Consider the following 25,448-nt stretch of genomic DNA (forward strand, 5'->3'; position numbering starts at 1 on the left):
ACAGAAAATGAGCGAGAAAGTGACAAACCTTCAGGAGTTTATTCAGCCTGCCCGTCTGACAGACGATCAGACCGGGCAGGTATATGAGTTAGATTTCAGCAAGGAGAGCGTGGTGTTTGCCGAGCGAAACAAGTTCAAGCTGGAAGACGCTATCGAGTTTCCTGTGACCGGGATGCGGGACCTGTTCTATTACAGTTTTCGGAAGAATCACCGCAATGTCCCTCGTGAGAAAACCGACAAGCTGATTGACCGTTGGGGTGGCGGCGTGCCGGAAAAACTGGTTAAGCGGCTCATTCAGCTCTACCAGCAGGCCCAGGCATCCAATGCCATTCTGGTTGATGAGGATGCCGAAAAAAACTCCGGCCTGACCCTGGAGCTGTAACGCGCCAGCGGTCATATGAGGAAATCTTTCTTGCTGACTGTCCGTACTATCTCTCCATTGGAATGACATGGGACCAGTATTGGTACGGGGATGTGCGGATGGCAGCAATTTATAGGGAGGCTGATAGACGTCGCATGGAGAGGATCAATGCAGAGGCCCACTTGATGGGGTTGTATGTGTATGAAGCTCTATGCGACGTTTCTCCCGTTTTACATGCCTTTGCAAAGAAAGGCACAAAGCCAAAACCGTTCAGGACGGAACCTTATGCGCTGAACGGGGAAAAAGAGGACAAGTCCGAACAGCAAGAAGAAGCCGAGCGTCTGCGAGCTGAAATCTATATGAAGCAGATGATGCGGGCCGGAAAAAATTGGGGAAAGAAGCAAAATTGACCCTTTCTCCCCTATTGCACCTTGAAAACTTCATATCGAGATAGCGGAGAATTTTGGTTGACTCCTCCTCTGTGTTGTGGTATGATGCAGGGGAGGAGGGAGTAGAATGGCACGCAGAAAGACAAGGACAGACGAAGATAAAGACGTTATTCAACTTCTATGTTTTATTTTGATGCTTATTCCGTTTGGAATATATCAGTTGTGCAAAGGAATTGCTCTAACAATATCTGAAATTTTCAGACGGAGCGGAGGCTTAAAATGAATGACAAAGCCTTTGTGATAGGAGTTTTTGTGGTTCTGTCTGCGTTTCTGATTGCGCTTACAGTTACATCTGTTCTCTCTGCGATCAAGAAAAAGAAAGGAATCTTTGTTTCTTTCCTCTTGAGCATAGTTTCAGTTGCTTGCGTGTGGTTTTCGGTGTATTTGATGACGCTGCCGGAAAGAGATGAAATCCAAAAAGAAGAGATACAATCGGCTGTTACCTTTTCTGAAATATTTAGAGAATATGAGAAAAACGAGCTAAGAGCAGATGAGTTATATAAAAATAACCGATACATTGTAACTGCCACAATTAACGGAATGGAAACGGATGGATTGCTCAATTGGTCTGGCGGGGCAACGCTCACAATGGAAACCAGAGTAGACAACACTATTGTTTTCTTTTATGCAGAATTTGAAAAAGAGCAGGAAGAAGCACTTAAAGATGTAAATGTCGGAGACGAGATTACGTTTGAAGGTGAATGTTTAAGCGCAGGAACATGGGTAGAATGTGAACTAATTGAATAACTAAATAATCGAAGTTTTCCGCTATCTCGATATGGAGTCGAGGTAGCGGAATTTTTTATGTTTAGGTGGTGGTTACATGGCCGTTGACATTGATAGCCTGCAAATTGAAATCGAGGTAACATCCAGCGACGCGGCATCGAAAATCGAACAGCTTGCCACTGCCCTGACCAACTTGAAGTCTGCGGCAAAGGGCGGTGCGGGGCTGACTACCACTACCAAACAGCTCCAAGCTCTCTCTAATGCGGCGAAGCTGATTAACGGGACAAACCTTAATTCTCAGAAAATCCAGCAGTTTGCCTCTGCTATGAATAGTCTTTCCACTATCCAGAAGGCAAGCGGGTTAAACTCTACGATCAACGCATTGAAGAAATTACCGGAGATAAGCACCGCCCTTGATAAAGCCGATCTTGGAAAGTTTGCCCAGCAGATGAACCAAGTGGCTTCCGCTATGCGTCCCCTTGCAACAGAGATGCAAAGAGTCGCAAATGGTTTTTCTGCATTTCCAATTCGAATCCAAAGGATAATATCTAGTAATGCAGGACTTGCTGCATCGAATAATTCTGCCGCAAATAGTTTTAATATTCTTGGAAACAGTGCAGATAGAGCAAAATTAAAGTTTGGAATTTATTTAATCGCATTTCGGAAAATTGCTTCTGTAATGTCTAATTGGGTAAAAGAGTCAAACGATTACGTTGAGAACTTAAACCTGTTTACCGTGGCTATGGGCGAATATGCTGAGTCCGCAAAGGCATATGCAGAAGAAGTTCAGGCGCTTACGGGGATTGACTCCTCTGAGTGGATGCGCAACCAAGGCGTGTTCATGCAGATGGCATCCGGGTTTGGCGTAGCATCTGACAGTGCAGCACTCATGTCAAAGAATTTGACTCAGCTTGGCTACGACATTAGCTCCTTCTATAACATCTCAATTGAGGAGGCAATGCAGAAGCTCCAGTCTGGTCTTGCTGGAGAGATTGAGCCGCTTCGTCGCTTGGGCTACGCAATTGATGTTGCATCTTTGAAGCAAGTGGCGCTGAACCACGGGATTACTGAGAGCGTAAATGCGATGACCCAGGCTGAGAAGTCTCAGCTTCGGTACATCGCAATTATGGAGCAAAGCACCAACGCAATGGGAGATTTGTCCAGAACAATCCAGACCCCTGCCAATGCGATAAGGATCTTAAATCAGCAAATCGTCCAGCTTCGTCGTGCTCTTGGCAATATGCTGATCCCCATACTTCAGCAAGTTATTCCGTGGGTTCAGGCATTTGTTGAAGTGTTGACAGAAGCGGCCCAGGCTATTGCGAACTTCCTTGGGTTTGAACTTCCAACCATTGACTACTCTGGCCTTGAAGGTGTAGCCGGTGGCGCAACCGACGCAAGCAACGCGCTGGATGATGCAGCGGAAGCGGCCAAAAAGCTGCAAGACTACACGCTTGGGATTGACGAATTGAATATCATCTCCCCCGCACAGAATGCAGCTGCTGGAGGCGGAGCAGGAGTATCTGGTGGCGATCTTGGGCTTGACCTGCCTGAATATGACTTTTTGAATGGGTTGACTGACCAGACTAATGAGTTGAAGGAAGCGGTTAAAGACCTTCTTTACAATTATGTCATCCCAGCTGGGGCTGCGTTTGCGGCGTGGAAAGTCGCAACTGGCCTACTTCAATCTATCGAGAAAATCAAAACCGCTTTGGCGGGTTTAAAAGGGGCGTCGCTTCTTTTAAACCTTGAATTTAAGGCGCTAGGATTAACGATGTTCCTTGCAGACCTTAATGAGTTCATGCGCTATCTGAACGATTTCAGAGAAAATGGCGCCACTGTCCAGAACGTTGCAGGAATGATAAGTGAGTTTGCAGGAATGGTTGGGGACGCGCTTATCTTGCTTGGAAGCCTTAAATTCGGCGGAGCATTAAAGGTTATTCAAGGGATCGGAGAGATTGTTGTAGCCATTAAAGACATTTCCGAGAATGGTGTGAATTGGGGCAATGCGCTAACAGCGGTTAGGGGACTTACCAACATTGCGATTGGAATCGGAGTGTTTACCGGGAACATCAAACTTGCCGCATGGGGAGTTGCAATCCAAGGATTTACAGTTATCGTCCGGGAAATTGCGACAAACTGGGAAGAGATTAAAGAAGGTGACTGGAGCGGGGTCGATAAAGCTACGCTGATTATCGGAGCGCTAGAGGTTCTTGGTGGTCTTGCAGTAGCTCTTGATGCTTTCTCGAAGTTAAAGAGTATTGCAAATATCGGGAAGGCCGCAACAGCCGTTGATACTGTTGCAACCGCAACGGAAGCTGTTAATACGTCGGTAAGTGGCAAGCTGTCCCCAAGTTTATCCTCTCTCGCCAAAAACCTGGGACTAGGCGTTGCAATCATAGCAGAAGTTTCTGCGGCGGCTGTAATTGTTGTCGGAGCGATTGCAATTCTTGGATATGAGTTGGAGCAGGTAGGAATTGCATGGGAGCCGGTAATTGACAATGGTGCCACAGTTGCGGCTGGTGTTGGGCTTGGTACTGCGGCCCTTGTGGCTGTTGGGCTTGCCACTTATGGCCTTGGAACACTAGGAGCACCAGCGGCGTTAAACATTGGGATTGGAACGGCCATTCTTCTGGAACTTGGCGTGGCAACCGGGTTATTTATTGTTGAAATTTGGGCTATTGGTAAGGGGCTTAATGAAATAGGTCATGCTTGGCAACCAGTTCTTGACAATGGTGAAACGATTGCTTCTGGGATTGCGCTTGGGACATCATTATTGGTCGGAATTGGCGTTGTAACAGCAGCTCTTGGCGCAGCAACAGTAGCAAGTGCTGGATTACTTCCTGTTGCAATCGGCCTTGGTACCGCTATCCTGGTTGAGCTTGCTGCCGCTTTTATCGCTTTTACAGAAAGTCTAATTTCTGTTGCAAATGAATTGGGGGACAAACTTTCTCCATCGCTGGATGATCTTAATGGGAAATTACCGGGGCTTGAAACGAATATGGCCGATTTTACAGATTACATGACTGGATTGGCCGGTGAGATTTCTTCGTATACAGGCAGCATGGGGAGTATTACGTGGGATAGCATTGTAAGTGGATTCCAGAAACTATTTGCTGGGAACCCGATCGGTGGCCTTGCGAACGATGTATGGAACATGGTCGATGATGTAACAAGGCTAAAGGAAAATCTTGAGACAATAAACCCGGAGTTGGTAGAAACCGTTTCTTTGCTGACTGTTTACAACAGTTTAATGTCAACGCTCAAGAATTTAACTGAGTCTGCGGGGAACATTCAACTTTCGGATGATATGTACGTTAACATGCGCAGCGTAGGTAAGAACTTAATTTCAGGGCTTTCTAAGGGCATGGAAGACAGTTCGCCGCAGTTACGAAGCGAGTTTACAAACGTAAAGAATATGTGGGGCAGCACGGTAACGGAGATGAAGGATTCTGCAACAACATTCTCTTCTGAGGTCTACACCATAATTGATACAACGCTGGCCTTCTTCCTCACTTCCATTGCTACCGCACAGACCGAAAACCAAAGGTTCACTGATGCAATGACCACCATGTATAGAAGCATGGCAAGTCAAAGCAATTCGGCTATCCAGTCTATTATCTCCAGCCTGAACTCCATTCCGCGCAACATCACAACGGTCCATACCATTGTTACGCAGAGCGTAAGTGGCGGTAAGTCAACGAAGGCGTTTGCGTCCGGCGGCTTCCCCGAGACTGGACAGATGTTCCTCGCAAGAGAGGCGGGGCCGGAACTGGTTGGGACCATTGGGAGCCGAACTGCTGTGGCGAATAACGCTCAAATTGTAGAGGGAATCGCTGCTGGCGTATCGGATGCAAATCAGGCGCAGAACGCTTTGCTAAGGGAGCAGAACGAGCTTCTGAGGGCGATCCTCGCAAAAGAGGGCGTTGTCAACATTGATGGAAAGCAGATAAAAAAGGCATATGACCGCGCATCCAGAAACAGCGGGGCCTCCATTATGGTAGGGGGTGTGGTTGGATGACGCCGATGGTCTCTATTGGGAGTTTTGCGTTCCCCGAGCCGTCCACCTATTCAGCCACCACCTCTACCGTGGTGGATTCTGGCCGAAACGTTGAGGGATATGTCATCGGGGCTGTGATAAGAGACGATATAGCCAAGGTTGAGCTTGGGTGGACATTTATATCAGCTTCAAATTGGGCATCCATTTTGGCACAGTTTAGCCCAGCTAGAGGCGGGTCGTTCTACAACAATGTAACCTTCTATCTGCAAGACACAAACTCGTGGGTGACGAGGCAAATGTATGTGTCGGACAGAACCGCTGCTGTATTCCTAAGAAACAAAGATGGAAGCATTAAGGGATATCAAAATGCGGGCCTTTCGCTAGTAGAAGTGTAATTCAGGAAGGGGGCTGCTTCTATGCAACAGGTATCACAGGCGTGGAAAGATGCACAGGAGCAGACCCTTGTTCCTGAAAGCTACGTAGAAATCATCCTTAATGTGGGAGACCCGGACGCTCAAGCGGATGCGGCCCCATCTGACAACGGGCATGAAGATTTTTCAAGCACAGAGCACCTGATCGATGAGACCGAAAAAGAGCAAGTGCTGTATGCCACACTGGAGCATAACATTTGGCCCTTAAATGGAACAGCGCGCATCGTCCCTAACTCTGGCCCATATGGGAACAACGGCTTTATAGGCAATGAACTGTCTGGCAATGACGGCACTTATAGCGTTACACCGACAATTACGATTCAGTTCTCAGAGGTATTCAATGCAGTAATTCCAGGGATAACGGTTACATGGGCACCATCCTACAACGAATACGCATCCAGTTTTAAAATAACAGCCTATAACGGTACCGCTCAAGTGTTCACCAAAACAGTGATTGAGAATGAAGAGATCTCATCCGTTGTTGAAGGGGACATCCAAGGGTACAACAGGATCGTCATTGAAGTCTTGGAATGGTGCAAACCATCCAGGCGGGCACGAATAGAGCGGATCATTGTTGGAGTTGAAAAGACTTACGGAAAATCCGAACTTATGAGCTATGGGCACGATATGTTTGTGGATCCGATGTCCGCAGAGCTTCCAAAGTCGGAAATTACATTTGAAATCGTCAACCTTAACGGCGAATACAACCCGGACAACCCGCAGGGTGCAGAGAAATATCTGATGGAGCGGCAGTCTATTACGGCCAGGTATGGGTATAAGCTCAATGGCTCTGTTGAGTGGATTAAGGCCGGTACATTCTACATGAGCGAATGGGATACTCCGCAAAATGGCATTACAGCCACATTCAAAGCGAGGGATGCCCTGGAATTTATGAGCGATACATATACTGGTCCTTCAACGGGTACGCTGGCGGATATTGCTACTTCCGCTCTACAACAAGCAGACCTTCCAACTATGCCGGATGGTTCCGATAGGTGGACCCTGGATGCTTCTCTAAGTTCCATTACTGCCGCCGAATCTGCGGATTTATCCGAAAATACTATTGCAGAGGTCCTGCAATATGTGGCAAATGCGGCCTGCTGTGTCTTTTATCAAGACCGTGACGGGATGCTCCACATTGAGCCATTGGGAAGCGGAGCAACAGACTATGAGATAAACCGTTTTAATAGCTACTCAAACTCTGAGATTAGCCTGACAAAGCAATTAAAGGCAGTCAATGTAAATGATGGGGCAGCGGTTTTAACGGTTGGGACCACAGGGGAAACGCAGGACATCAGCAATCCGTTGGTATCTTCTGAGCGTGCCTCTGCTGTAGCACAATGGGCCGCCGATTATCTGGAAAACAGGAAAGTGCTGTCTGGAGCATTCCGGGCAGACCCGCGCCTTGACCCGCTGGATAGAGTGACGAACAAGAACCAGTTTGCAGAAAGTACAGTCCTGGTGACTGAGATACAGTACACCTATAACGGGGCGTTCCGCGGGAATTATGAGGGGAGGGCTGTTGTATAAGTATTATTGACACATTAATATTCGATAGAACTCTTCAAGATGTGGAGGCACTTACTTCCAAAGGACACTATAACGTATCTGACCTTAATCGAGTTTGTGAAGCGACCGATTACATAGCAAATTTGTTGCAGGAATATGGATATAAGGTAGACTACTCTCCTATTTTCATTCCTCATAGGATGCCTCAAAAATATCAGGAATTAGAGTATATACAGTCTACCGGGTCACAATATATCTCCACAGGAATTAATCCTACGAGTAATACAAGAATTGTATGTGATTTCCAGTTTACCCAAACAATAAGTGCGTTCCAAAGCGTGTTCGGAGGGAGGGGGAAGACCCCAACATATGAGGGAAGATTTTGCTTCCATCTTACAGAAGATGGACTATTCAGATCAGACTATAACGATACAAACGAATTATTTGATAGTTCAATCTCTCCGACAGGAAGACACCTTGTAGATAAAAATAGAAATGTTTGTAAGCTAGATTCAGCTACAGTAACAAATTCTGATGGAGATTTCACAGGTCAATATCAAATATATGCATTTGGCGGAAACACATACGGTGAAGCCACAGAACTAGCAAATCTTAAAATTTACTCAATGAAAATATATGATGGCGAGATATTGGTGCGTGATTTCATACCTGTTTACGATATGAATGGAGAGGCTTGCCTATATGACAAGATTACGAATAACTTTTTTCGCAATTCGGGCATGGGTAAATTTGCAGCAAGCCAAGAATTCAACCCTGATGATATAGTCTCCATTAACACTACTTGGCAAAGAGAAGATATCCCATTAAAAAGCCAGATGAGTAGATATTTAACAAACATCTCTGCAATAAGATCGGCAATATCTGTGTATGAAACCACACCAGAACCACCGTCTAGTATGGATAATTTAACATGGAAACAAGCTAATAACATAGAAAAAATCTTATTTGATCTCGATGAGATTATAACGAAGATGGAACAAGCTTGGTTTTACAGCGGAGACTTATATTCAGGGGAGGCATGACTTATCAAAGATAGGATACCAACACATCCGGGGCGGGTATTGCTTACGCCTGTCAGCGGACAGACCAATGTATTTGACATGAGCCGCGCAGACGATCCAATAGAGGATGGTACTCCACTCAATAAGGCGACGCTGCTACAGGACGATACGGCTGCGCTATATGGGCTTGGACAAGATGCAACGCCAGATGACGTGTTCCGTGTGCTTGCCTCTCCGGATTATGCCACAAAGCTGATTATCCATGTGGATACGGAGGACGGGGGAGATGTCGGAGATACCCGTGTAAGGATCAGTAATAGTGAGCTGGGTGTTAATCTGACTAAGCCGCTGGACGCGCTCGACAACGCAGAGTTTGACGTGCTCCAAGGGCACACGTACTATGTCCTGCTTATCGACTATCCAGATGAGTATTATGGAGCAGCAGCGCTCATCCGGGCTACAGGAGGGCAGGTGCAGCGCGAGACGCTTACGCTGCCAACCGAGCCAGATATTATAGGATGGAGAATCGACGAGAGTACAGCAACCGTGGAGTATACGGATGGGGCATCCGAATGGATACCGGCGAGCATGTCAGGGAGTACGTTTGATCCAGGTTCTGTTGGAGGATGCTGGCTATTTAAAAATATTCGTCCATGTCTTCTTAAAAACGGGGTAGTACAGTATTATCTTGATCCGGATGATTATTCAAAGCGCTCCGATGGCACAGCGGCGGACATTACATCTGGGGATGATGGGGATGTAATGATTGAGTTTCCACTTGTATATTACAAATTCTACGAGGATCAGAGCGGTGGGAAAACCTGGAAAGGATGCAAATTTAGTCTAACACAACCAGACAACACCTACTGTGCCAATGCATATCTGTCGGAGTCTGGAGTTATACAGCAGACAATGTATATGTCCGCATATGAGGGTACAGTTGTCAACAACAAGCTGCGATCACTTAGCGGAGTGGAGGCTGCTCGCAACACATCCTCCAGTTATAGGGGATATGCAACAGCCAATGGCAAAGGATACCAACAGCAAGAGTGGGCAAAACGTATATTACTCCAGGCAATGTTTGTGATGATGTTTTGTGATGCTGACTCACAAACCTCGTTGGGAATTGGCAAGTCTGAGGATGATGCTGATAATATGACCGGGACAATGGACAAAAAAGGTATGGTATACAGTGGCTCCGAGGGAATCAAATTTTGTGGGATAGAGCACTTTTGGGGGAGCAAGGCCAAAATGTGCGACGGGCTGGATTATACGGCTGACTCATATTATTACAAGATACATGCTCCATATGGGTCAAGTCACGATGGCTCCATAGACCCTTTTTTGGGTGAGAGTAGCTTTGACCAATATTACATCGGAGGGATGTCATATAACAACGCTTACGGTATGCTCCCAAATGTCAAAGGCGTTATTGATGACAATCCTAATGCGCCGCCTTACTATGATACGTTTTTTCATACACACTCTAATGAGTCGTCAATTGGGACTGGATCGTACTTTAGAGATTATGATGCGGCTGTAGGTGGGACAGGTATATTTTGCATAACTAGATCAAATATCAGAGCAGCATATCTCTCCTATACCCCACAAGGAGGCTGAAATGAGGATTACAAGCATCCAAAAACCGCCTGGTTCGTTTGAGATTGCAGGCAGTAGTGCTATTTTTTATGACGGGATCACCGAGGGAACGGAGATTGATGGTTCTACAGGGAAAAGTATCCAAACTTGGACATACGATCAATACACGCTTCCCGTTCATCCGTCTCTAAATTTATCCGCAAGAATTGCGTCTGCTTATGAGTATTGGCTCAACCTAGCCAAGCAGCATGAGCAGGATGAAGAGGCGTCTAAAATCCGAGAATACAGAGATAAACTACTAGATGACTGTGATAAAACGTTTTGTAATGCTGAACAGTGGGCAAAAATGGAAGAAGCTGAACAATCTATATGGGCGCAATACAAGCAAGAATTGCGAGATATTTCTTTGCAACCCGAATTTCCATATAATGTGGTTTTTCCTATAGCACCAGCAGAAAAGTTTGGAGGCGATCATTTGACAGCAATTATGGCGGACGGGACAGAAATTTCTTTATTGAGTGCGGAGCAGAATGCTATCTATGCTGACGGGAAAAGATGTCTCAGCCTTGAATTATGCGTTGATGCAAATACATATCAAGATCAAAAATTGAGAGAGTTATTTTCAGAGCCCAACAAGTCAAAATCGATAACAATTGAAAAGAAAGAGTACAAAGGATTTACGGAACTTGTTCGTAGTGTATATGAGTCAGGAAAAATTACAATTATAATCTCCCAAAAGGCAGATGATGATAATTTGAAACTACAAGAACAAGTTGCAGCACAGCAGGAAGCGATTTCTATTTTAATGGGAGGGACAAACAATGGCTGAATTTGACAGGGAAAAACTGATTACCGAAGCGAAAAGAATCCGAGCGGTAATCGAAGCCATCTCTAATTATGCCCCGGACAATCTCGCCGTAGAAAACAAACTGCTTTACCCGGTATGGGTGCCAGAGGTAAAGGTATACGACGATAAAGACCTGGATCATCCTCAAACCAAAATGCGGGGGCCTACAAGCGGGTTGCTATACAAGTGCAAAACGTCACATACGACGCAAGGAGATTGGCCGCCCGAAATCACGCCGGCACTTTGGACTGTGATTGACGAGACCCACGCCGGGACAAAAGACGATCCAATCCCAGCGGCACGGGGAATGGAATATACATACGGATTATATTATAGAGACCTAGAAGACGGAAAGCTGTATATCTGCAAACGAGTAGGAGAGGAAGACGGGGGCAAAGTCGAATTACAGTTTTTGCCACATGAATTATTAAATCAATATTTTGAAGAGGTGGCAGAATGAACATCGTGCAGCATCCCAGCCCGAACTATGGAAGCCGCAACGGCTGGAAACCGGACATAATCGTCAACCACATCACCGCAGGAAGTACAGCATCCGGCGCACTTGCTACGCTTTGTAATCCCGCAAGAGAAGCTTCGGCCCACTTCGTCGTTGACAAGGACGGAACGGTCTATCAATTGGTAGCGCTTGACCGTGCGGCTTGGGCCAACGGCACCAGCAACGTTGCCACAGACAACCGATATTATGGGCGCTCTAAGCTAGCAACTGTACGGGACCGGCGGGTAAACGCCAATCTCTACACCATCAGCATTGAGCATGTCTGCGTGAGCGGCGGGACTTTGACCACGGAGCAACTTGCAGCAAGCATCGATCTGCACCGGTATATCATCGCGGAAGTAAAACGTCTCTATGGAGTCGTCATCCCGGTTGACCGGGCGCATATTGTCGGGCACTGCGAGATCAATCCGGTGACGAAACCGAATTGTCCGGGCAAGGATTTTCCGTACAATAAAATTTTGGAGGGGTTACAAAACGTGGCTATTACAAGTGATACCAGCGGGACAGTAAAAATCAAACGCGGCGGATACTATACGGCGAAATTCTCCGGTGCCAATGCGACCCAGATTCAAGTGACTGCGGGAACGGGGGACGTAGTGACCATCGTGCCGATCAACCGTGGAGAGGACAAGCTGGCGGCAATCGTACCGATTGGAAAGCCGGGGGATATGACGGGCATCTACACCACCGCCCCGGGCGGACAGCCGGTGAAACAATTTGCCGCACAGATTGTATAAGGAGGCGGTTCCAATGGAGTGGATTGAAAACTATGGCCCGCAACTGTTGTATTGGGCTTTGACGGGTGTTGTAGGCGCTTTTGCCGTATGGGTATGGCGTAAGATTAAAGCACAGAAGGTGGAACAAGACGCAATCGAAGACGGCGTAAAAGCGATCCTGCACGACCGTATCTATCAGGCACATCGCTATTACACGGAACGGGGATATTGCTCGTTGGACGATAAGAAAAATATCGAATATCTATACCGCCCTTATGAACGATTGGGCGGAAATGGGACAGGGAAACAAGCGTATAAAGAAATTATGGGATTACCGACAGAACCAGAAAAGGAGGACTAAATAATGGAGACTATTGTATTGTTTTTGACTCTGGCCGTCACGGTTGAAGGGCTTGTGGAATATGTGAAAAACATCATCGAGGGAGAGCGCCGGGCGGTGGTCATCCAGCTTTGCGCGTTGGTCGTTGCTGTTGCGTTGTGTGTACTGGCTGGGGCGGACATTTATGCGTCTTTGGGAGTGACTTTTAGTGTGCCATACGTTGGATGCGTATTGACCGGTATTTTTGCAAGCCGGGGAGCGAACTATGCGTCTGATATTCTTGGAAAATTGCAGAGCAGCGGCGGCAAATATGCGGCATAAAGGGGGCACAGCATGGAACCCAAAACAGTAAAAGCGATTATCGACGGGCAGGAGTACACTCTTACCTATAACGGAGAGACAAAAAAATGGACCGCCTTATTCACCGCGCCAAGCAGATCATCTTATAACGAGGAAGGTCATTATTATGATGTGACCGCAAGAGCGACGGATGAGGCGGGAAACGTAAAAGAAGTTAACTCATCCACCGAAGGGGCAATCGGCGAAGCGCTGCGGCTGGAAGTGAATGAGCATGTAAAACCAACCGCCACGATCACCGCGCCCGGCGAGAATGCGTTGCTCACGGACAACACGCCGGAAATCACAGTCCAGTTGCGCGACGATGACAGTGGTATCAACATCGATACATTTTTGCTCGAGATCGACAGCAACCCGGCGATCAGAAGCGACTCTCCGGGGGTGTCTACGGAATCTGTATCCGGAGGATATGATGTTGTTTACACGCCACAAGAGGCTCTTGGAGACGGCGCTCATACGATTAAAGTAAACGTATCCGACAATGACGGAAATGCAGCAGACACAGTTACGCGGTCGATCAAAATAGACACTACGCCGCCATCTTTGGACATCACAAGTCCGCCGGATAACTTTGTTACAAATCAAAAAACAATCACATTTGAGGGGTCGGCATCAGACGCAAGCGGGACTCCGACGGTCACCATGATACTAAACGAAAAAACCGATCAAGGAGAAGTCACGCTAAACGAAGAAGGAAAATTTACCAAGCAAGTCACGCTCGAAAACGAAGGGGTCAACTATGTAGACACGACCGCAACAGACAAAGCGGGAAAAACTACCACAATCAGGCGTACGATAATCCTTAACACGCATGCTCCTGAATTTAAAACAGTGACACTTACGCCGAATCCGGTAGATGCAGGAGCCACGTGCCAAATTGATATAACCTTTGAGGATGCAAACGAAGAGGCGATGAATGGGTAGCGTAGTAAAGGTATGGGGAAACGCCGATCAGTACAGCCTTATATTTAAACAAGAGGAAGGTGGGGTCTGGCGGGCGTCGGTCCCCACCGATTTGGCGGACGGGCAATACGCGTGTGAGTTTTGGGCGGAGAACGCCATAGGGGAGCAGGCGTATTGGTCAGGTATCCTGTACATACAAGATAGTCGACTAGTCTGCATCCGATTAGAAGAGGACCCATACCAAGTGGTCTTGTTGCCAGAGCGAGTCGAAGCCAAACTGGAAAACGACCGGTACACAGTGATTTTTAAAAGGGGGTGCTGCTGTGCTGCCAGTGTATAAGCGCGATTGGATTTTAGGCGAGGATAAATACATCGAACTAGAGGTGCACAGCAAACAATCAGGCCCGATTGTTATCCCGTCGGCATCGTGGGAATTGAAAAAGAACATGGACGCCGATCCGGAACAAGCCGGAGCGTGCGAGATCGACGGCGCGCAGATCAGCGTATTGGTAGAGCCGAGGGAAACGGGCGTCTACACGCTGGAAATCACGTATGAAATACCGCCGGAAACACGGAAAGTGCGGGTGGTCCTAAATGTCCATTAGGATCACGTCCGCACAGATCATCCCGAATCCTGCCTCTACCGGTCAAGGATGCTTAATCTCGATAGGGACAGAAGAATATGGAGTGCTGAAAGAGTCTTCTGGGGCGGTCCTTTACGATAGCGGCGGCGCAGAACTCCACACAGCAGACAAACAGGACCATACAATCCCGTACGCCGGCGCACAGATCGATGAAGCAATAGGAGGACTGTTATCATGGCTGAGTACACCTTAACCCACACAGGCGAGGAAGTGGATGCCGCCGTAGAGGGGTGGCAGACCGCACAGGCCCAGGCGGACGCAACCGCCAGCGACATCGCGGAAGGAAAAAAGGCGATTACCTCCGCGGGATTGGTAACAGGTACGATGCAGGCAGGCGCGGCAATCCCCATTGTTACAACAGCGGGTACCGGAAGCGCGTTTACGGCTACGATAGACGGCGTTACAGAGCTAACGGTTGGTATGCTGATTACGATTATCCCGCATAGGGCAAGCTCGAGTTCCACGCCTACGTTAAATATCAATGGGTTGGGCGCAAAAGAAATCCGACGCCGCTACAGCTACACAAACAGCTCAGCAACGACCGGATATACATCTTCATGGCTGTCTTCCGGCGATCCTCAGCTCTTACAATACGACGGGACTTATTGGATCGCGGTTGGCGCAAACAAACCCTATACCTCTGATTTAAGTAGTTCTGTCAGCGTGTCAAAAGGCGGTACAGGGAAAACAAGCTGGTCGTCGTACCGACTGATTTATCCGTCAAGCACCACCGCATTGACACAGCTGGCATTTCCCACAACTGCTGGCTCATTTTTGCGGCAAGGAACAAGCGGTGCGCCTTACTGGACAACGCCGGACGACGTCCGGGAAGCGATTGGAGCGGCCTCAGCAGAAGAAGTCGGGAACATCAGTGCCTTGCTTGATGAGATCAACGGGGAGGTGGTCTGATGGGGAGCGTTGCAGACAAGCTTAGCAAACTTATGGAGACAAAGAGCGCTATAAAATCGGCAATTACCGCAAAAGGCGTAACCATATCAGATAGCGACCCATTTTCCAGCTATGCGGGGAAAATAGCACAGATTGAAGGTGGAGGTGGAGGAGAAGCCATTTCTGCTTTGATCGAGGGAACTATTACAGACTATTCTGGAAACGAAACAAGCATCAGGGAGCGTTGTTTTTACGGATGCAATAATTTGGTATCCGCAAATTTCCCCAACGCAAAAAGCATAGGAAGTTATTCATTTTCGTATTGCGATTCACTCGGATCGTTAAGCCTCCCACTTGTAACAATCATCCCGGATTATGGTATCTATGGATGCAAGGTTCTTACAACAGTAAATCTTTCTTCTGTTGAAAAAATAGAATCCCGCGGATTGGGGAATTGCTACGATCTTACCTTAATAAATCTCCCTGCGTTATCAGAAATTGATACTTATGCGTTTTCATATTGCAGCAGTTTAACGTCAATTATTATTTTAAATAATAATATTTGCAAGTTGAATGGCAAAAACGCTTTCAACGGCACTCCGATAGGAAGCGGAACTGGATACATATATGTGCCAAAGACGCTTGTTGACACATACAAATCTGCTACAAACTGGACAACGTACGCAGACCAAATCCGCGCGATTGAAGATTACCCGGATATTGCCAATATCGTAGCTACTATGGAGGATGCAGCATGATTAAAACAGAGACGATCACTATTAAAGGCAAACAATTTATGCATACATACTCCACTGCTGGTTGTTACATCGAGCGAGACGGAGAACGCTATGCAGATGCAATTGACCCATTGGACAGCGGGCGAACATACACGGAAACCGACATCCCGATCAAAACCGAAGAAGAGGACGTGTACCGCGCTGCCTACAACATTGTCACCGGGCAGGAGGTGCAGGAATGATACCAAAGGCGGATAAATCCGGTCTTATAGGCCAGGGCGTGCCATTCGAGCGTATCCGTCGGATCACCGGCTATTTGGCTGGCACCGTAGAGCGGTTCAACAATGCAAAGCGCGCGGAAGTACGCGATCGGGTAAAACATGGATTGACTAAATAAAGAAAAGGTGCAGCTATCCAAAAAACGGGCAGCTGCACCTTTTGACTTTATACTTTTTTGATTGCCCCTCCCTCTCCAACGATAGCAACGGTTTCCCAACCGGGCAAAGCTGCCGTCGTGTCCAGTTTATCAATCGGGATACGCCGGATGAGCGCATGATCCTCTTTCTCAAATATCGCATACCGATATAGCTCGGTATCGATCATACGCTCGCTTACAACCCGCCTTAAAAACGAGTCGCGAACTCTCTTGCTGGCTTTTGCCGCAAGCTCTCCACCCTCATAATCCACCAGATCCCGGAGATCGGTGATCTCCAAAGCATCGGCGATACGGAGCGCGAGTGCCAAAGACACCCGGCTGAAATCCTTTTCGCCGCTCGCAAGTTTCCACAGATATACCGTGGATATGCCCGCGGCCTTTGCCAAAGATTTTTGGCTTACGCCTTTTTCATCGATAGCTTTTTGTAATTTTGTTTCCATTATTTATTCTCCTTTCTCCTCTTTTTTGTGACGCCGGACGTAATAATTAAAATTATCATCCGACAGTTCACCGCAAAACTTCCAGCGCTTCCCGACATTTTTAAAAAAGTCGAGAAGATGCAATTGCTCTTCTTGAGCCTTGTGGCGCAACAACTCCTGGGTGGGCACATCTGTCCATGCCCACTCAGATGAATTGATCGCGCACGTCAGAACGTCGATCCGTTCCTCGGCGGGGGAATATCCCGTGTAATCCCCGTCTTCCTCTGGCTGGGCATCCATAAAAGCTCCCCAGCCTCTTTTGCCGTCGGCATCGGGAGCCTCTTCACGTTCCGTTTCTTCGGCCTCGTCATCCGAGAGGTCAAAGAACTCGGAATAATCCTCGTAATCTGTAAGGTTTAGCCGGATGCCATGATCCCGGCACCACAAGACCCGATACAGATTCAGGTCTCTCATTTCTCCGGGGACAAAGTCCTCGGAGAAAATCCATTCTCCCTCCCACTTGCCGTCGATTAAACGGTAAGCGAAGAGGGCGTAATCTTTTCCCACCCTCCAACCGGAAGAAAAGAATACTTCTCCGGCATCGGTAACAAACCGGATAAACCCCGGTTTCACGGTAAATCCATTGACTGTGTCGTTGCGGTCGAAAATCTCAACATCAATGATCTTCTTTTTCATTTTCGTTTCCTCCTTATTGTTACGCGGCGAAGAACTCGCCGGTAAAGTTATCGACATAACCGACCTTCTGCTCGCTCTTACAGTTCCACGCGTTTGTATAAATGCGTGTAGCAATGTAAGTGCGGTTCTTTCCATACTTTACCCAGTCGTTAGCCACGACTCGGTAATTCCATCCAGACTCTTTGCCGATTTCTTCTGCCGCCATCATCGCCTTTTCAAGCGCCCAGGCAGCTTTCAGCGCAACAGACATAGACACGTTTGCGCTTTTTCTAATTGCCCATGCATTTCTCATGATGTTACTTTTGTTATATTTCATTTTTATTTTCCTTTCTTTTCTCTCTCTGTGATTAATTATATAACTATATACACTATTTGTCAATAGAAAATCAGAAAAAATTAAAATATTTTTCAAACAAAAAGCCCTCTGGACAAAGTGATCCAGAGGGTCTAAATACTATCAAAAGCAAATCCGTCAAAAGAGAAAAACCGCCCAGGTTGTCCCTGGGCGGGAAGTAGTTACATCTTAACGGCGCGATCTACGCGGAGTAGCGGCTCCCCGTCGGCGCCGGTGCCGACGCGATCTCCATACAGGCGGTATGCTGGACGGTCTGCGACGGTCAAATAACTGACCTCTAATACTTGGGTCAAGAGGAGACGAAAACTGCCGTCTGAGGCGATCTCAGCCTCAAAGCAGGAGACACCGGACTCTAATGTGTTATCTCGGTGATTGCGGCTGCGCCCGCCGTCCGGTAGCGCCCCGAAGCGGATATACCCATGTTCCGCACCTGCGAATTTGGCCGATGCTGCGGCTTGCGCTGCATCTATGACTGCCTGCGTCTCTTTGTGAATGCAGTCGATCACGGGATTTCCGTGCCCGTCCTTGCGGATAGTGCATTCCCACCCGTCTGCCTCCATCTCGGCGGCGATGGCTTCCGGAGCTGTGTTACCATCCCACTTGCGATCTGGACAATCATTGACGTGAGACAGGCTATAATAAGCTGATCCAAAGGCCGGGGTAAACCATCCAAACATAGATACGGTGGCTTTTGCATCTGGACGGCCTATTGTATCGCGGTAGATCATAATCGTTGCCTCCATGTACTGCTTGTTGTCTATATCTTATCTCTTTGTGATTTATTATATAACTATATACACAATTTGTCAAGATGTTTTTTGAAAAAAGTTGCAATTTTTTTAAAAAATATATCATCAGTAATTGCGGCGCAATCAAACAGATGGTATACTAGTGTTAATCTAAGAGACATAATTTTAAAGTGCAGGCTCATGGCGGGATCATGCGGATTTGCGGAACGTTGTACATACTATGCATTGCAGACCTCCGCAACCACATTGTGCGACCAAAAAAGATATCGCACCGAAAAAGCCCGGAACCATGCGGTTTCCGGGCTTTTTTCGTGTCCAAATTTTACTGCACAAGAAAAAGATATCATCCGGCCTTTCCCCTATGGGGTGAGGACTTGAACTAAATCCCGGCGCTTTTCAGCCCGCTTTCGAGGTGAAAATACGGAAATAATTCGTGTTCTCCAAAAAATATTTTGTTAATTTTTTGTGAACGAAGTGGATTGTACCAAAATGTAGTACAATCCACTTCGTTCTGAAGTTCTGTGGCCGTCACCTATATTCAGGTGGCGGCTTTTTTTATTTGCGCGGGCGTATAAATTGAAATGACTGGAGGTCTTTCTGATGGAGCATCACAACAAGATGGATAGAGAACAATTTTACCGAGAACTTTGCACGGTGCTTGGCCGGGAAGGCTTCACCACGCAGCCGGAGCAGGATGATCTTCTCCCGGTGGAATGGGATGGTCTCCCCCTCTGCCGGATCACAGAGGGCGGAGGGGTTCGCTACTGGCAGGAGGATGTGGCAACGGCGGAACGGGAACGAGCCTGTGAGCGAGTCACTGATCTGGCCTGCACAGTGCGGGAGTACATGACGCTGCTGGAACAGGCTCCGCCCCTGCAGGCCCAAAGCCTGACCGGCGACTACCGCCTGCTGGCCGACTTCAACGGCACAGTGCTGGCTGCCCACCCCACCCGGCTTGGCGTCCATTTCGTCACATGGGACTGGAGCTGTGACCGCACAGGTCTCAACCAAGGCCATTACTTTCAGGATAACTATACGGGAGCCAAGCAGGACTTCGCCATCCGTGCCGGTCTCGTCTCCAAACAGCTGATTTTTAACGAAGCACAGCTCACCGAAATCTATCGATGCTGCACCGACACACTGGATGCCGGAGTTGATTTGACTGTCGACCAGGAACAATGCATTAAAAGTGTTCAGGAACAGATCCTACGTGGAATGCCCAACATCCTGGAGCGCATGCGAGAGCAGGAGCAGCACTCCTTGGATTCTCAAAGCCAGGAACTGACCATGTAATACACCGAGCGCCGGAGTTTTAGAAATAAGACTCCGGCGCTTTTTTATTTCACCGAAAGGAGCACACCACCCATGACGCGCTACTTCATGAGAGATACCCCCTTATACCAGATGGAGCAGATGATGATGACCCCGCCCCATTTCAAGCCCAGAGGTCACGGCCTACGCCGACCTACATTTCACTATCAGTCTGAAGATGTCGATTGCCAGTACTGCACAAACTACTCAAAGGAAAATCCCTGCCCGCTGTGTGAATGCACTTGCCTGGGGGAACGAATCGAGACCGGGTCGCTCAGCCTTGCGAAAGTAATTGAGGACTGCCTCCGTGGCAAGCTGAGAATGAGGCTTTGGAAACGGTTGGCACAGGAGATCTACCCATATCCTCTGCAAGCCTTCCATTCTGACGAACACCGTAGCCGTTGGATGCACTGGCGAACACGTTGCCGCCGATTGTCGCAGCGCAACCAGGCCGCACTGTTTCTCCTGACAGCCTACGACGATATCTGGCGCAGGATGATCTGGAAGTTTGATGCCTGCGGATTTGATTTCCAGTCCCTCCGGCTGGCCGGCATCCAGCCGGAGCTTTACAGCGTTTATCAGGCGGCCAAAGCCATTTCCACCGGCAGCCAAAACATTACCATTGCCGATCTCGCATCCCCCGAATTGGTCACAGATGAGGCGTTCCACCTGATTATCTGCGCTCTGCTTCTGGCCAAGTACGGTGATGCGATTTTGAATTTTGAGAAAAAGAAAGGTGATGCAAATTGATCATGAAAGCAGTTCTGAGCAACGCCGACCACCCGGAATATGGTGTTGCGACGATCCCCCTGCCCATTCCCAGAAATCAATACGACCACTGCGTTGCGCTGTTGGAGTCACTGGAAATCGGCCATGTATCGGATGCCGACTGCCATGTGGACGCACTCGACAGCGCCTGGCCTGTGCTGTATCGGCTGGAAGGTGCCAGGGTCAATCTGGACGAGCTGGACTATCTGGCTAAGCGGCTGGACAGCTTTGATGTGGGCGAGTTTTCGCAATTTCAGGCCATGGCCGAAAAACTGCAGCTCACCAGCATGAAGGATCTCATCAACCTGACCTTTTGCTGCCAGCAGGCAACGGTGATCACGGACTTCACAAATTTGAAAGAGGTTGGCCGTGATCACTACATGAACATCCATGGCGGGTGTGCCAGCATGGAGGAACTGGAGCAGTTGGACGGAGAGGAAACCGCCATCTTGCTGATTGAGGGCAACGAGGGAACCATCACCCGCTACGGTGTGGTCTATGACAACGGTATGCAGCTCTCGCAGCTCTACGATGGAAAGCACCTGCCCTGCTATCACTATGAGGCCGATCTGACCGCTATCGGAATATCTTCCCGACAGGAACCGGAGAACACCCAAAATGTCACCTGGATATACCTCCCTGCCTCCAAAGGCCAGATTGAACGCGCCATGCAGCGCAGCGGCATTGCGCCTGAGAATAGGTGTCTTTGGATGAGTGAAAGCTCATTTCCCGAGGAAGTGGATGTGGTACTGGACTTCCGGTGCGAAAACATACACGAGCTCAATGAGCTGGCGCTGGTCATGGACAAGCTTTCATATGACGCCCGTGAGAAGCTGGGGGCCGCAGTCAGCATGGCCAAGCCGGAGTGCGCCGGTCAGATCCGGCATCTGGCGGAAAACCTGGATCTCTTTGCATTTGCCCCCGGCGCACATACCCCTGCGGAATACGGAAAATACATGATCCAGAAATCCGGTCATTTTGAGTATGACCCCAATCTGGACGAGTTCTATGACTACGAGCGGTATGGCCTGCAGCACATGGATCAGGAGTCCGGCGTGTTTACTGACCGCGGCTATATCGCCTACCAGGGTGCGCTGAGTCTGGAGGAACTGATGGCGGATGACCCGGCAGAAGCCTATCAGCGGGAACAGGACTTTCAGATAGGGGGAATGGCATGATCCAACTCTTCATGAAACGAAGCGGCAGTCCGGCCATTGTCCCGCTCCATTTTCCCGCATCGCATGACGCTATGACAGAAGCGGTCAGCCGGCTTGATGAGGCCAGCAGAACGGGCAAAACAGAGATCGTCGAGATCAAAAGCGTGATCGCTAATCTGCCGTCGTACCTCAGCGGGCTTGACCCCGATTCCAGAACGCAGCTTGCACAGCTGAATCAGCTTTCCAGCATCATTGCCAAAATGGACTCCCGTGAACGGAACATCTATGCCGGCGCATTGGATGGCAGCAGCATCAATGACCTGAGTGATATGATTCGTGTGGCGGAACAGGTGCCGGACTACATCCTCATTCCCAATGTCAATTCAGATGTGACACTTGGCCGTTATGTCGCTGTTGCAGGCCAGATTCAGGGCGATCCCAGATTCCCTGAAGCCGCCTGGCCCTACCTGGACTTTGCGAAGATCGGCGCAGAATACTATGCCGACCATGGCGGCGCCTATACCCATGCAGGCTATGTGCTCCGCAAGCAGGATGATGCGCTTGTCAGAGAGAAAAAGTCGAAGGTCCAGCTCGACCTCTCCTCCGCTAAGGCGCAAGCGATCGTCTGCCTTCCGGCAACGAAAGAGGAATTGGAGCGAGTAAAAAGAACACTGGGCATCGATTGTTTTGCCGAGGCAGCAATCACCAGAGTGTCGTTTTCTGTTCCCTATATGGACGAGCATATTCCCACTACAGGGGTCTGCGTGGAAGACGCAAACGAATTGGCCTGGGCCATTGAGGGGATGCAGTGTGACGATGGTGAGCTGCTGAAATATCTGTCGGTTCTTTCTGTGGAACAGCCAGGGACCATGCAGGAGGCGCTCCGCTATGCCATGAATCTGGACGACTACGAGCGCATCCCGGAGGACGCCTATGAATACGGGCAAACGGTCCTTCGGCGCATCGGTGCCGATGATGAACTGATCGATACCATCGACGGGTATATGGATTTCGAGAAGCTGGGCGAGGACGCCATGGTGGAGGACGGAGTCCGGCGCACGGAATTTGGCCTGATTCGCCGGTGCAGCAGCCCCTTTGCTGAGGAAACGCAGGCGATGGAGATGGAAGGGCTTTCCTGATGCCCCACGAAACCGAACTGCTCTGCGTAAAGCTGGCGGCGTATTCTCTCCTCGATATGCAGGTGACCTGAACAACACGATCCAATGATTGGGAGGAATGTGAATGAAGAAGAAAATAATGATCACAATAGCATCTATGGCGGCACTGGGAGCCGCTGTCGCCGGGTATCTCCACTTTTCCGGCAAGATGCCTTTTGGCCATAGCCATTTCCGCTGAGCTGTGGTATGTTGTGTAGCTATACCAAGGGGAAAGAGGTGAAATAATGAGCGTCAATGCGATGACTGAGGAGTATGAGCATATCGAGCTGTTTGGGAAGCCTGCCCTGTTCACCAATGCGCGAGTAGACACCCACACTGTGCCGGACGGTTGGCATGTATATGATCTGCGAGGCAGTGACAATGATCCGGGCTCACCCTGTACGCTGGAAATTCTGGTTGTGGTTAATCACGCTGGTTCTATCGTTGTGCCGGAACCGATTTCCTTTCCGGATAATCAGGACTACCGTGAGATTGGTGATGCGCTGGATTTTCTCGGCGATGAGATCACACTCACGGAATTTTGCAAACAGTATGGGTTGAAGACTCCACCCAAATATAAACTCAGGCCCGCTTCCCGTGAGGAGGCGGGCCTGTTCTATTCTCAGGTGGAAGAAGAACGGGACCTTCAGGCCGGTACAGTGGGCCATATGCGGATGGATTTCGGTTCTTCCGGAAAAGGATTTCACCATTCCTGGTGGCCCCATAACGAAGACCAATTCAACACCGGGGAATTTAAGGATGACCTTCAGGAAGTGGTGGACACCCTTCGTGCCGATGGCCCGTTGAAGGACCTGGCATCGATGAGAGCCTACTGCTATCGGAACGGCGGGGCCATCACCGAGGACGGCCGGAGTTATGGCTACATCGCAGAAACGGAGCATTACCGCTACTGCCTGCGCTGCACCCCGTTTCCCGGCGACTACCAGGGGTATCTCTACTGCTATGACCTGCGTCAGCAGCAGATGGCCCAGCAGAACAGGGCCGTGGGGCGTGCGACCTTTGCCAATGGGGAACAGCGGGAGTATCACGATCCCCAAACCTATCTGGCTGCCATCCGGCAGGAACTGCCGTATCGGGATGTGACGGGTTTCCGGTATGAGACTCTGACGGATGACCCGGCTGTCCGCAAACAGGTGGATGACATCCTCTTCGACCTTTATGGCGAAGAAAATCCCCATTCTCTTGCGGACTATGAAAACAATCCCGGCCAAAATATGAATATGGGAGGAATGTAAATGTCAGCACCAAAAGAATGGCTGGACTTCCTGCGGGAACAGTTCCCCGCAGGTTCGAGGATCAAGCTCAGAGAGATGAAAGACCCGTATGCCCCGCTGGAGCCGGGCAGCACAGGGACTCTGGACTACATCGACGATGCTGGGCAGTTCCACATGAAGTGGGACAACGGCAGAACCCTGGCGCTGATCATCGGTGAGGACAGCTTCACCGTTCTGCCGCCCGAGCCCACCACCCTGAAGCTGTATATGCCCCTGACCGCCGATCTCTACACCCGCAACGAGTATGGGGAGATGGAGGACGACAGCACCCCGCTGGACGGAAGGCTGCTGCGGTGCTATGAGGGCGAGATCCTCAGAGCCCTGATCAACAACCGGATGCCGGAAGAAGCCGAGAGCGGCATCATGCACTGGTATGGCAAGGATGACAGCGTCAACCAGAAGGTCAAATCCGCCGTGTTCACCGTCGAGGAGCGGAACGGCCGGCTATGGGGCGTGGCTGAGTGCCGGGTGGTCGGCGCCCTCACCCCGGAAGATCTGACCACCCTGAAGGAGTACGTCTCCGGCCAGGCCTCGGATGGCTGGGGCGAGGGTTTCGAACAGCGGGAGATCTGCGTCGGCGACGACGAGCTGTATGTCCACCTGTGGAGCATGGAGGACAATTGGGACATCCGAACCGAGGCGGAGCAGTTCGCGCCCAGAGTGGCAGACGGCCTGCCGGAGATGTGCTTCTCCACCCTCAGGTCCACCGGCGATCTCATCTGCATCCGCCGGGGCGAGACCGGCTACTACCCCTCCGATTGGGACACCGGCGACAAGGAGAAAAATGTGGAGCTGGCGGACGAGCTGAACGAAAAACTGGGAGTCAGCCCCATTCAGCGGCAGGCCATGGAGGTGGGCAGTATGTGCGGCTGGGATGCCCCCGGCGCTGACCCCGCCAAGTACCAGGAAGACTATGTACAAACCGGGGCCCCCGCCGAAGCCCGGCACAGCGGGTTCGGTGGGGAGAGGAGTTCCGGCAAAATGAGTGAGCCTTGTCCCCCGGACGAGGCGAATGATATGGAGCATGGAACGACGATGGGAGGGATGACCCTTGGATAA

At 49.4% G+C, this 25,448-nt stretch carries 30 protein-coding genes and 1 pseudogene; 27 read left to right on the forward strand and 4 right to left on the reverse strand.

What is annotated here, in order from left to right; genetic code table 11:
• Positions 1–7 precede the first annotated feature (7 nt).
• The 21 genes and pseudogenes from B5F54_RS09310 to nrdD all read left to right on the forward strand — a co-directional run.
• Complete coding sequence (locus B5F54_RS09310) at positions 8–382, forward strand: hypothetical protein (RefSeq protein WP_087233595.1); 375 nt, start codon at positions 8–10, stop codon at positions 380–382.
• 134 nt (positions 383–516) lie between these two features.
• Positions 517–771, forward strand: coding sequence for a hypothetical protein (locus B5F54_RS09315; RefSeq protein WP_087233598.1), 255 nt, complete (start codon positions 517–519; stop codon positions 769–771).
• A 106-nt stretch (positions 772–877) separates the two neighbouring features.
• Entirely contained in the window at positions 878–1,033 is a 156-nt protein-coding gene (locus B5F54_RS17620; RefSeq protein ID WP_172749673.1) for a hypothetical protein, read from the forward strand.
• Positions 1,030–1,557 carry an OB-fold protein gene (locus B5F54_RS09320; RefSeq protein WP_087233601.1) on the forward strand — a complete coding sequence of 176 codons (528 nt, stop codon included), beginning with the start codon at positions 1,030–1,032 and terminating at the stop codon, positions 1,555–1,557. The genes B5F54_RS17620 and B5F54_RS09320 overlap by 4 nt, the downstream gene beginning before the upstream one ends.
• Positions 1,558–1,633: 76 nt before the next feature.
• The gene (locus B5F54_RS09325) at positions 1,634–5,557 is read left to right on the forward strand and encodes a hypothetical protein (protein ID WP_087233604.1); all 3,924 of its coding nucleotides are present in this window, start codon (positions 1,634–1,636) and stop codon (positions 5,555–5,557) included.
• Positions 5,554–5,931, forward strand: a complete 378-nt coding sequence (locus tag B5F54_RS09330; RefSeq protein WP_087233607.1) for a hypothetical protein — start codon at positions 5,554–5,556, stop codon at positions 5,929–5,931. Before B5F54_RS09325 ends, B5F54_RS09330 begins: the two co-directional genes overlap by 4 nt.
• Positions 5,932–5,952: 21 nt before the next feature.
• Entirely contained in the window at positions 5,953–7,497 is a 1,545-nt protein-coding gene (locus B5F54_RS09335) for a hypothetical protein (RefSeq protein ID WP_087233610.1), read from the forward strand.
• Positions 7,498–7,622: 125 nt separating this feature from the next.
• Positions 7,623–8,519, forward strand: a complete 897-nt coding sequence (locus B5F54_RS09340) for a hypothetical protein (protein ID WP_140400352.1) — start codon at positions 7,623–7,625, stop codon at positions 8,517–8,519.
• Between the two features lie 39 nt (positions 8,520–8,558).
• Entirely contained in the window at positions 8,559–10,118 is a 1,560-nt protein-coding gene (locus tag B5F54_RS09345) for a hypothetical protein (protein ID WP_087233616.1), read from the forward strand.
• Position 10,119: 1 nt separating this feature from the next.
• Complete coding sequence (locus tag B5F54_RS09350; protein ID WP_087233620.1) at positions 10,120–10,926, forward strand: phage tail assembly chaperone; 807 nt, start codon at positions 10,120–10,122, stop codon at positions 10,924–10,926.
• Positions 10,919–11,404, forward strand: coding sequence for a hypothetical protein (locus tag B5F54_RS09355; RefSeq protein ID WP_087233623.1), 486 nt, complete (start codon positions 10,919–10,921; stop codon positions 11,402–11,404). The genes B5F54_RS09350 and B5F54_RS09355 overlap by 8 nt, the downstream gene beginning before the upstream one ends.
• Entirely contained in the window at positions 11,401–12,198 is a 798-nt protein-coding gene (locus B5F54_RS09360) for an N-acetylmuramoyl-L-alanine amidase (protein ID WP_087233625.1), read from the forward strand. The genes B5F54_RS09355 and B5F54_RS09360 overlap by 4 nt, the downstream gene beginning before the upstream one ends.
• Positions 12,199–12,211: 13 nt before the next feature.
• Positions 12,212–12,538 carry a hypothetical protein gene (locus B5F54_RS09365; protein ID WP_087233628.1) on the forward strand — a complete coding sequence of 109 codons (327 nt, stop codon included), beginning with the start codon at positions 12,212–12,214 and terminating at the stop codon, positions 12,536–12,538.
• A 3-nt stretch (positions 12,539–12,541) separates the two neighbouring features.
• Positions 12,542–12,838 carry a hypothetical protein gene (locus tag B5F54_RS09370; RefSeq protein ID WP_087233631.1) on the forward strand — a complete coding sequence of 99 codons (297 nt, stop codon included), beginning with the start codon at positions 12,542–12,544 and terminating at the stop codon, positions 12,836–12,838.
• Positions 12,839–12,850: 12 nt separating this feature from the next.
• Positions 12,851–13,798 carry an Ig-like domain-containing protein gene (locus tag B5F54_RS09375; RefSeq protein ID WP_087233634.1) on the forward strand — a complete coding sequence of 316 codons (948 nt, stop codon included), beginning with the start codon at positions 12,851–12,853 and terminating at the stop codon, positions 13,796–13,798.
• Entirely contained in the window at positions 13,791–14,117 is a 327-nt protein-coding gene (locus tag B5F54_RS09380) for a PF13754 domain-containing protein (RefSeq protein WP_087233637.1), read from the forward strand. Before B5F54_RS09375 ends, B5F54_RS09380 begins: the two co-directional genes overlap by 8 nt.
• Entirely contained in the window at positions 14,101–14,382 is a 282-nt protein-coding gene (locus B5F54_RS09385; protein WP_087233639.1) for a hypothetical protein, read from the forward strand. Before B5F54_RS09380 ends, B5F54_RS09385 begins: the two co-directional genes overlap by 17 nt.
• Before the next feature lie 213 nt (positions 14,383–14,595).
• Positions 14,596–15,330, forward strand: coding sequence for a hypothetical protein (locus B5F54_RS09395; RefSeq protein WP_087233645.1), 735 nt, complete (start codon positions 14,596–14,598; stop codon positions 15,328–15,330).
• Positions 15,330–16,067, forward strand: a complete 738-nt coding sequence (locus B5F54_RS09400) for a leucine-rich repeat domain-containing protein (protein WP_087233648.1) — start codon at positions 15,330–15,332, stop codon at positions 16,065–16,067. Before B5F54_RS09395 ends, B5F54_RS09400 begins: the two co-directional genes overlap by 1 nt.
• Positions 16,064–16,288 (forward strand): hypothetical protein, encoded by a 225-nt coding sequence (locus B5F54_RS09405; protein WP_087233651.1) that lies wholly within the window; start codon positions 16,064–16,066, stop codon positions 16,286–16,288. The genes B5F54_RS09400 and B5F54_RS09405 overlap by 4 nt, the downstream gene beginning before the upstream one ends.
• A 38-nt stretch (positions 16,289–16,326) precedes the next feature.
• Positions 16,327–16,443: pseudogene (gene nrdD / locus B5F54_RS09410) on the forward strand (anaerobic ribonucleoside-triphosphate reductase); the annotation flags it as partial.
• Positions 16,444–16,490: 47 nt separating this feature from the next.
• On the opposite strand, the gene B5F54_RS09415 reads toward nrdD, so the two are convergent.
• The 4 genes from B5F54_RS09415 to B5F54_RS09430 form a co-directional block, all read right to left on the reverse strand.
• A complete protein-coding gene (locus B5F54_RS09415) occupies positions 16,491–16,922 on the reverse strand; it encodes a helix-turn-helix domain-containing protein (RefSeq protein ID WP_087233658.1) in 432 nt (143 codons plus the stop codon).
• Positions 16,923–16,925: 3 nt separating this feature from the next.
• Complete coding sequence (locus B5F54_RS09420; RefSeq protein WP_087233661.1) at positions 16,926–17,597, reverse strand: hypothetical protein; 672 nt, start codon at positions 17,595–17,597, stop codon at positions 16,926–16,928.
• A 19-nt stretch (positions 17,598–17,616) separates the two neighbouring features.
• Positions 17,617–17,913, reverse strand: coding sequence for a hypothetical protein (locus tag B5F54_RS09425; RefSeq protein WP_087233664.1), 297 nt, complete (start codon positions 17,911–17,913; stop codon positions 17,617–17,619).
• A gap of 200 nt (positions 17,914–18,113) precedes the next feature.
• On the reverse strand, positions 18,114–18,695 hold the full coding sequence (locus tag B5F54_RS09430; RefSeq protein WP_140400353.1) for a hypothetical protein: 582 nt from the start codon (positions 18,693–18,695) through the stop codon (positions 18,114–18,116).
• Between the two features lie 606 nt (positions 18,696–19,301).
• On the opposite strand from B5F54_RS09430, the gene B5F54_RS09435 reads away from it, so the two are divergent.
• From B5F54_RS09435 to B5F54_RS09460, 6 genes are all read left to right on the forward strand, one after another.
• Entirely contained in the window at positions 19,302–19,994 is a 693-nt protein-coding gene (locus tag B5F54_RS09435; RefSeq protein ID WP_087233670.1) for a hypothetical protein, read from the forward strand.
• Between the two features lie 72 nt (positions 19,995–20,066).
• Positions 20,067–20,762: a hypothetical protein gene (locus B5F54_RS17310; protein WP_087327425.1), complete on the forward strand. Its 696-nt coding sequence runs from the start codon at positions 20,067–20,069 to the stop codon at positions 20,760–20,762.
• 2 nt (positions 20,763–20,764) lie between these two features.
• Positions 20,765–21,958, forward strand: a complete 1,194-nt coding sequence (locus B5F54_RS09445) for an antirestriction protein ArdA (RefSeq protein WP_071434940.1) — start codon at positions 20,765–20,767, stop codon at positions 21,956–21,958.
• Positions 21,955–23,076, forward strand: a complete 1,122-nt coding sequence (locus B5F54_RS09450) for a DUF6329 domain-containing protein (protein WP_071430801.1) — start codon at positions 21,955–21,957, stop codon at positions 23,074–23,076. The genes B5F54_RS09445 and B5F54_RS09450 overlap by 4 nt, the downstream gene beginning before the upstream one ends.
• Before the next feature lie 263 nt (positions 23,077–23,339).
• A complete protein-coding gene (locus B5F54_RS09455; RefSeq protein WP_172749674.1) occupies positions 23,340–24,350 on the forward strand; it encodes an LPD28 domain-containing protein in 1,011 nt (336 codons plus the stop codon).
• Positions 24,351–25,448 (forward strand): DUF4314 domain-containing protein, encoded by a 1,098-nt coding sequence (locus B5F54_RS09460; protein ID WP_139193380.1) that lies wholly within the window; start codon positions 24,351–24,353, stop codon positions 25,446–25,448.

Origin of the sequence: Anaeromassilibacillus sp. An250 (assembly GCF_002159845.1) — a bacterium.
GTDB lineage: Bacteria > Bacillota > Clostridia > Oscillospirales > Acutalibacteraceae > Anaeromassilibacillus > Anaeromassilibacillus stercoravium.

Excerpts from the sequence above, each read along its gene's own strand:
- B5F54_RS09350 (WP_087233620.1), top strand. The coding sequence starts at position 10,120 with ATGAGGATTACAAGCATCCAAAAACCGCCTGGTTCGTTTGAGATTGCA.
- B5F54_RS09335 (WP_087233610.1), top strand. The coding sequence starts at position 5,953 with ATGCAACAGGTATCACAGGCGTGGAAAGATGCACAGGAGCAGACCCTT.
- B5F54_RS09360 (WP_087233625.1), top strand. The coding sequence starts at position 11,401 with ATGAACATCGTGCAGCATCCCAGCCCGAACTATGGAAGCCGCAACGGC.
- B5F54_RS09310 (WP_087233595.1), top strand. The coding sequence starts at position 8 with ATGAGCGAGAAAGTGACAAACCTTCAGGAGTTTATTCAGCCTGCCCGT.
- B5F54_RS09455 (WP_172749674.1), top strand. The coding sequence starts at position 23,340 with ATGAGCGTCAATGCGATGACTGAGGAGTATGAGCATATCGAGCTGTTT.
- B5F54_RS09370 (WP_087233631.1), top strand. The coding sequence starts at position 12,542 with ATGGAGACTATTGTATTGTTTTTGACTCTGGCCGTCACGGTTGAAGGG.
- B5F54_RS09400 (WP_087233648.1), top strand. The coding sequence starts at position 15,330 with ATGGGGAGCGTTGCAGACAAGCTTAGCAAACTTATGGAGACAAAGAGC.
- B5F54_RS09375 (WP_087233634.1), top strand. The coding sequence starts at position 12,851 with ATGGAACCCAAAACAGTAAAAGCGATTATCGACGGGCAGGAGTACACT.
- B5F54_RS09315 (WP_087233598.1), top strand. The coding sequence starts at position 517 with ATGGAGAGGATCAATGCAGAGGCCCACTTGATGGGGTTGTATGTGTAT.
- B5F54_RS09450 (WP_071430801.1), top strand. The coding sequence starts at position 21,955 with ATGATCCAACTCTTCATGAAACGAAGCGGCAGTCCGGCCATTGTCCCG.
- B5F54_RS17620 (WP_172749673.1), top strand. The coding sequence starts at position 878 with ATGGCACGCAGAAAGACAAGGACAGACGAAGATAAAGACGTTATTCAA.
- B5F54_RS09460 (WP_139193380.1), top strand. The coding sequence starts at position 24,351 with ATGTCAGCACCAAAAGAATGGCTGGACTTCCTGCGGGAACAGTTCCCC.
- B5F54_RS09435 (WP_087233670.1), top strand. The coding sequence starts at position 19,302 with ATGGAGCATCACAACAAGATGGATAGAGAACAATTTTACCGAGAACTT.
- B5F54_RS09320 (WP_087233601.1), top strand. The coding sequence starts at position 1,030 with ATGAATGACAAAGCCTTTGTGATAGGAGTTTTTGTGGTTCTGTCTGCG.
- B5F54_RS09415 (WP_087233658.1), bottom strand. The coding sequence starts at position 16,922 with ATGGAAACAAAATTACAAAAAGCTATCGATGAAAAAGGCGTAAGCCAA.
- B5F54_RS09430 (WP_140400353.1), bottom strand. The coding sequence starts at position 18,695 with ATGGAGGCAACGATTATGATCTACCGCGATACAATAGGCCGTCCAGAT.
- B5F54_RS09445 (WP_071434940.1), top strand. The coding sequence starts at position 20,765 with ATGAAAGCAGTTCTGAGCAACGCCGACCACCCGGAATATGGTGTTGCG.
- B5F54_RS17310 (WP_087327425.1), top strand. The coding sequence starts at position 20,067 with ATGACGCGCTACTTCATGAGAGATACCCCCTTATACCAGATGGAGCAG.
- B5F54_RS09420 (WP_087233661.1), bottom strand. The coding sequence starts at position 17,597 with ATGAAAAAGAAGATCATTGATGTTGAGATTTTCGACCGCAACGACACA.
- B5F54_RS09355 (WP_087233623.1), top strand. The coding sequence starts at position 10,919 with ATGGCTGAATTTGACAGGGAAAAACTGATTACCGAAGCGAAAAGAATC.
- B5F54_RS09380 (WP_087233637.1), top strand. The coding sequence starts at position 13,791 with ATGGGTAGCGTAGTAAAGGTATGGGGAAACGCCGATCAGTACAGCCTT.
- B5F54_RS09325 (WP_087233604.1), top strand. The coding sequence starts at position 1,634 with ATGGCCGTTGACATTGATAGCCTGCAAATTGAAATCGAGGTAACATCC.
- B5F54_RS09425 (WP_087233664.1), bottom strand. The coding sequence starts at position 17,913 with ATGAAATATAACAAAAGTAACATCATGAGAAATGCATGGGCAATTAGA.
- B5F54_RS09395 (WP_087233645.1), top strand. The coding sequence starts at position 14,596 with ATGGCTGAGTACACCTTAACCCACACAGGCGAGGAAGTGGATGCCGCC.
- B5F54_RS09365 (WP_087233628.1), top strand. The coding sequence starts at position 12,212 with ATGGAGTGGATTGAAAACTATGGCCCGCAACTGTTGTATTGGGCTTTG.
- B5F54_RS09405 (WP_087233651.1), top strand. The coding sequence starts at position 16,064 with ATGATTAAAACAGAGACGATCACTATTAAAGGCAAACAATTTATGCAT.
- B5F54_RS09330 (WP_087233607.1), top strand. The coding sequence starts at position 5,554 with ATGACGCCGATGGTCTCTATTGGGAGTTTTGCGTTCCCCGAGCCGTCC.